The sequence below is a fragment of the Mycobacterium sp. genome (assembly GCF_050701675.1).
Lineage (GTDB): Bacteria > Actinomycetota > Actinomycetes > Mycobacteriales > Mycobacteriaceae > Mycobacterium.
The window spans coordinates 1-5,854 of record NZ_JBOGDD010000333.1; the positions used below are offsets into that span (position 1 = coordinate 1).

The window sequence follows — 5,854 nt, forward strand, 5'->3', positions numbered from 1 at the left end:
GGGCTTGGGCGGTGGCGGTTAGCGTCTGGTTCAGCTTGATCGGGTCGACCTTCTCGGCGATCGAAACCAAGGTTTCGAACAGGGTGTTGAACTCGGTGGTCACCCCGGACATGTCGATCACGTCGGAACTCGTGATGCGCTGTAACACCGGGTTTTTCGGTGAGGTGAAGGATACGTATTTGGTGCCGAACACCGTGGTCGCCTTGATCTCGGCGTTCACATTTGCTGGGATCAGGTCGACGTACTTCGGGCGTACGCCCAGGGAGATCTTGGCCTTCGACTCGTCGCCGACGGTGACGGCTGTGACGGCTGTGACCCGGCCGATCTCGGCGCCGTTGTAGGTGACTTTCGAGTTGGGCTCCATAGCCAGACCGGATCGGTCGGCCATCAGCGTCAATCGAGTCTCGCGGCCGAAGCCGCCTTGGAACTGGACCCACACCAACATCGGCGCCAGTGCGGCGACCAGCAGCAGAACCACAGCGGCGGCCTTATAGGGGGGCGTGCGTGATGAGTTCAGCCGCGCGGTCACGGAGTTAGCGCCCAGGGTTTGGCGGTTAATTCCCCGACGCGCCGGGCGCGTCCACATGCAGATCGCACCGGCCCTCCATCTATGAAACAAACTGTAGCGTAGCGCTACGATACAGCTCGTAATTCTGCCGCGCCATAAATTCTTTGCGCTGCGGCTTGTTGAGGCGGCCCCCAGGTGCCTGCTCGTCAGACCCCACCACAACCACCTCTTATAGATCTCGACATGAGGTTGCCCCCGGATGGTGGACACGGGGTCAGGCGGCTTGTGCCGTCTGATGGTGGCGGTGCTCGAAGTCGATGGGACTGATCATGCCGATTTTCGAGTGCCGTCGTCGGCGGTTGTAGATCCGTTCGATCCAGTCGCCGACTGCGAGCCTAGTAGCGATCTTCGTAGGCCAGGTGTATCGGTGGTAGAGCTCCGATTTCAGTGTGCTCCAGAAGGATTCAGCCTGGGCGTTGTCCCAGTCGCCCACGGTGCCGAACGATCCCAGTAGCCTCCATCAGCGCATGTTCTCCCCGAAGCTCCAGGACGTGAACTGCGTGCCGTGGTCGGAATGGTTGTGCCACTGCGGTTTCTGTCCGCCACGGCCATGTTGACTGCGTTGTTGACCAGTGCCGTGTCGGCGGTCGTGGAAAACGTGCGAGCCACGATCATGCGCGAGAAGCAGTCCAGGATCGCGCAGCAGTACACCTTGCCGTCACGGGCGGGGTGTTCGGTGATATCGGTGCACCACAGTTCGTTGGGCCGTGTCGCAGTGAATTGTCTCTTCACTAGGTCCTCGGGGGTGTTGACCTTGATGAGGTTGGAGATGCGTCGCCCAGGTCGCGGTAGCCCCCACAGCCCGTGCTCGCTCATGATCGAGTTAACCAGCTTGTGATTGACGTTCATCTCATATTCGGCCAGCAGTGCCGCACGGACGCGGCGACGCCCGTAGGTGCCGCGGGAGCGTTGGTGGACCTCGGTGATGGTGTCGGCCACGATGAGGCGGCGGATCTCCCCGTCGGGCACTGGTCGTCTGCGGTGATACTGCAACAGGGAGCGTGCTAATCCGGTTACACGGCAAGCAGATCGAGCTGAATGTCCCCGCGCGATCAGCCCTTCAGTGATCGCGCGTCGGCGTTTTGGGGGCACCACCGCCTCGTTGTTCAAGAAGTTCACAGGCGTCTCGGGTCAACGCCAGTTCAGCCTCCAGCGCCGCGACGCGCTTGCGGGCGGCGGTCAGCTCGTCGGCCTCGACACTGGGAACGCCCTCCACGACGCCGGCATCGATGGGGCCTGGTGTTTCCACCGGAACAGGGTGGCCTCACATATCCGGGTATCCACCGCCACGGCGGCAACCGGTTCGCCTTCACGCAGCCGGGCGACGATTTGCCGGCGCACCGAAGCCGGGTACATACGGGGCATGTGACCTCCTGAGGATCACTCTGCCCTCGACTCTCACAACCGTGGACCTACAACATGGGTACAGATCAGTCGGACTCATTCAGTGGGAACACGCCAGAAGTACTTCTTCTGCGTTGACCACCGCACGCAAGCTCTCGGCAATTGCGCGACGATAATTGCGGCATCCTAATTCGATGAAGATGGTGTTCTTGACGCTGAGCGGCAGTGCGCGGGGCAATGCGTCGGCTAGGCGCCAGGCAAGCTCGTGAGAGGCGCTCCGCGTCAAGCGATTCCGGTTGGCGGCGTGAGGTGTAGCAGCGACGCCGGGTAGTGATGAGTCGTCGAAGGATTGCTCCATCTAGGTGGGTCCCCTTTCGGCGGACCCGGGCACGACCGCGGTTCCGAACACCTCGTCGAGGGAGAATTCGCCCTCCAGTCGCCGCTTGATCGTGCCCAAGAATCGCGCCGCGTCGGCTCCGTCGACGATGCGGTGGTCGTAGGTCAGCGCGAGATACACCATGGATCGCACCGCGATGGACGAACCCCCGTGGACATCAGGGCGGGGTACGACGCGATCGACGATGGATCCGGTGCCGAGAATTCCGGACTGTGGCGCATTGAGGATGGGGGTGTCGAACAGTGCGCCGCGACTGCCGGTGTTGGTCACGGTGAACGTGCCCCCGGCCAAGTCATCGGCACCGATGGAGCCGGCGCGGACTTTGTCGGCCAGCGAAGCGATCGCCCGGGCGAGGTCAGTAATGCTTAGGGTGTCGGCGCGGTGAATGACAGGCACCATCAATCCTCTTGGACTGTCGACGGCGATGCCGAGGTGGATTTCGTCGGGGTATGTCACCTCGGTGCAGTCGGCGTTCACCGTCGCGCCAAGCAGGGGGTGGTCTTCTAGTGCTTCGATCGTGGCCTTGGCGAAGAACGGCAGGAACGACAACTTGGTTCCCGTGCGATCGACGAACTGCGCCTTGGTCGCATCCCGCAAGCGCGCTATGGCGGTGACGTCGACTTCGACGACTGAAGTCAATTGCGCAGAAGAGCGTAAGGACTCCATCATCCGGCCGGCGATGATCTGCCGGATTCGCGGCAGTCGCTGCGGCGTGCCGGCCGCTGCACCGGAGGGGTGCGTCTCTGCCGCTGGCGCGTTCTCCGGGTGAGTGGTTTCGACTACCAGGCCTGAGGCCGCGACTCGAGTTGACGGCGGCGCGGCGGCTGGCGCGGGTTGCGCCGCGTCACGGTCGTGGAGTGGCGATTCCGGTATCGGCGCGGCAGGCATCGGTTGAGGCGCCGATGTATCCTGCCCAGTCAGTGGGGTGAGCGCGATGGTGACGAGGTCGGCTCCCACTGCCACCACGTCGTCCTCGTCGGCGAGTAACGCCACGATGGTACCGGCGTGTGGTGAGGGGATCTCGCTGTCCACTTTGTCGGTGGCGACTTCCAGCAATGGCTCGTCGACGCCGATCTCGTCACCGACGGCGACTAGCCAGCGGCTGATGGTGGCCTCGGTGACATCTTCACCTAGCGAGGGAAGGGTGATCATGACCTGCATGTCGCTCATTTGACTCTCCGTTTCACGTGGCGACGTCGAGCGCGGCGCGCACGATGCTGTCGGTGTCAATGCCGTGAAAGCGGTAGACGGCGTCGAGATCGCCGACCTGGCCGAAATTATGCACTCCCAACGACTTACAGCGCACACGGTTGATCGTCGCCAAGAACGCCAGCGTGTGGGGGTGACCGTCGAGCACGGTGATCATGGGTGCGGCTCGCTCGGCAGGGAAGACCTGATCGAGGATCCATGACGCGGACTCGCTCAAGCCGTCACGGGCTTGAACGGCACGGTAAAGCAGGTCAGGGCTGGTCACGCAGATCACCTCGGCGCCAATATTCATCTGCCCCAGCCGCTCGGCGGCCTCGATGGCCTCGGTCGCCATCGCTCCCATCGCGACGATGCACACCTCCGGTTTGGCTACGGCCCGCAGTGCATACGCTCCGGCCAGCACCTGGCGGCGGCGGCGTTCCCGCGCGGCCGGGTCTACAGATACCTGCGCCAGCTCTTGGCGTACCGGCCGCGTAGACAGTCGTAAGTAGGACGATGTTCCATCGGGGCGGCCCAGCTGGCTGATGCAATGCAGCAGAACCCATTCGACCTCGGTGGCGAATGCCGGTTCGTAGCTTGTGCAGCCCGGTTGTTCCAGTCCGATCGACGGCGTTTTGATCGATTGGTGGGCTCCGCCCTCGGCGGCCAGGGTGACCCCGGCCGGCGTGCCCACCAGGATGGACTGCCCGCCGGCGTAGATGCCGTAGGACCAGGGCTCCAGGGCGCGTTCGACGAAGGGGTCGTAGAGTACGCCGATCGGCAGCAGTGGTTGACCCCAGCGGCTCCAGGTGGCACCCAATTCGCCGAGAAGACCGACCAGATTGACCTCGGCAATGCCTAGTTCCATGTGTTGGCCAGTGGGCCGTTCACGCCAGTGCATGATCGTCTCGGCGTCGTCGTCGAACCAATTGTGGCGCTCGGCAGGCGACCATACGCCGACCTTGTTGAGCCATCCGGCTAGGTTGGTGCTGGAACTGACGTCCGGGCTTACTGTCACGATCCTCCTGGCCACCTCAGGTGCGTCGCGGGTCAGGTCCAATAGCGTTCGGCCCAAAGCGCTTTGAGTGTTGGACACTGCCGGTGGGGTCCGACCGATGTCGGCCGGTACGCGTGGTGGTGCCACCGCAACGACGTCATCGCGGCGCAAACGCTCGACGATCCGCTGACATAGGCGTCCCGTGGACGAAGCTGGATCGAAACGTCGGAAAGGGTTATCGGGATCTTCTCCTAGCATCTGCGCCAGCTGCGCGTATTGCTCGTCGGTCAGCAGTGAGGAGTGGTTTTGCGGGTGACCTTGTGTCGGCAGCCCGTAACCCTTCACGGTGTAGGCGATGATGACGGTGGGGCGCGTGTCGTCGATCTGGTCGTAGGCTTCCAGCAATGCCGCGATGTCGTGGCCACCAAGGTTGCCGATTGCCCGCAGCAGGGTGGCGTCGTCAAGGTCATCGATGACAGCCGCGATCGTCGCGGCGTCGGGGCCGTCGCCAGGTAGGCGCGAACGCAGCTGTTCGGCCGAGTAGCGCAGAAGTCGCTGGTACTCGGGGTTGGGCATGTTGAGTATCCGGTTGCGCAGCGTGTCACCGTTGGGTTGGCTGAACACCTCCTCGAGCAGCTTGCCGAATTTCACCGTGATCACCTGCCACCCCGCCGCGGCGAACATGTCGTGCAACCGCCCGGAGGCGATGTGGGGAACGACGCGATCCAGGGATTGGCGGTTCATGTCGACGATCCAGACGATTTCGCCCAGTTCTTGGACGGTGGGATCCATGATGGCCTCCCATACCGCGCCCTCGTCGAGTTCTGCGTCTCCGACCAGTGAGTACTGGCGTCCGCTGCCGGCTTCCCCGTACACCGAGTCGACGTAGCGTCGAGCGAACGTCGCCCAGATCGGTGCCGTGGCACCGATGCCGACCGATCCTGTCGAGTAGTCGACCGGATCTGGGTCCTTGGCGCGGCTCGGATAGCTCTGCAAGCCCCCGAATTCGCGCAGCGTGGTCATGTATCGCTCATCGAGCGATCCGAGTAAGTAGTTGATGGCATGCAGGACCGGCGAGGCGTGCGGTTTGACCGATACCCGATCATTAGCTCTGAGCTGACCGAAGTACAGGGAGGTCATGATGCCCACGATGGAAGCCGACGACGCCTGGTGCCCGCCCACCTTCATCCCGCTGGGGTTGGGTCGAACACGGTTGGCGTGGTGCACCATCGCCGTGGACAACCACAACACCCGCGAGGCCACTAGGTCGAGTTCAGATGCGTCTGCGCGATCCCGCGAAGAGGGGACCGCTCCGAGCGGATGAGCGATGGTCACTGCGGTGACTCCTCACTGTCTGATG

General features: G+C 63.2%; 6 protein-coding genes. All 6 read right to left on the reverse strand.

The genetic code is table 11. The features are described from left to right. Nucleotides 1-529 (reverse strand): MlaD family protein (locus tag ACRDUX_RS09825; RefSeq protein ID WP_526413359.1); only part of this gene is annotated, 529 nt, incomplete at its 3' end. Between the two features lie 253 nt (nucleotides 530-782). Beyond that, on the reverse strand, nucleotides 783-1,001 hold the full coding sequence (locus tag ACRDUX_RS09830; protein WP_526413361.1) for an integrase core domain-containing protein: 219 nt from the start codon (nucleotides 999-1,001) through the stop codon (nucleotides 783-785). Continuing rightward, nucleotides 953-1,537 (reverse strand): IS3 family transposase, encoded by a 585-nt coding sequence (locus ACRDUX_RS09835; RefSeq protein ID WP_526413363.1) that lies wholly within the window; start codon nucleotides 1,535-1,537, stop codon nucleotides 953-955. Before ACRDUX_RS09835 ends, ACRDUX_RS09830 begins: the two co-directional genes overlap by 49 nt. A gap of 91 nt (nucleotides 1,538-1,628) precedes the next feature. Then, entirely contained in the window at nucleotides 1,629-1,817 is a 189-nt protein-coding gene (locus ACRDUX_RS09840) for a hypothetical protein (protein WP_526413365.1), read from the reverse strand. A 453-nt stretch (nucleotides 1,818-2,270) separates the two neighbouring features. After that, a complete protein-coding gene (locus ACRDUX_RS09845; protein ID WP_526413367.1) occupies nucleotides 2,271-3,479 on the reverse strand; it encodes a 2-oxo acid dehydrogenase subunit E2 in 1,209 nt (402 codons plus the stop codon). 13 nt (nucleotides 3,480-3,492) lie between these two features. Continuing rightward, nucleotides 3,493-5,757, reverse strand: a complete 2,265-nt coding sequence (locus ACRDUX_RS09850) for a thiamine pyrophosphate-binding protein (RefSeq protein WP_526413369.1) — start codon at nucleotides 5,755-5,757, stop codon at nucleotides 3,493-3,495. Nucleotides 5,758-5,854: the final 97 nt, after the last annotated feature.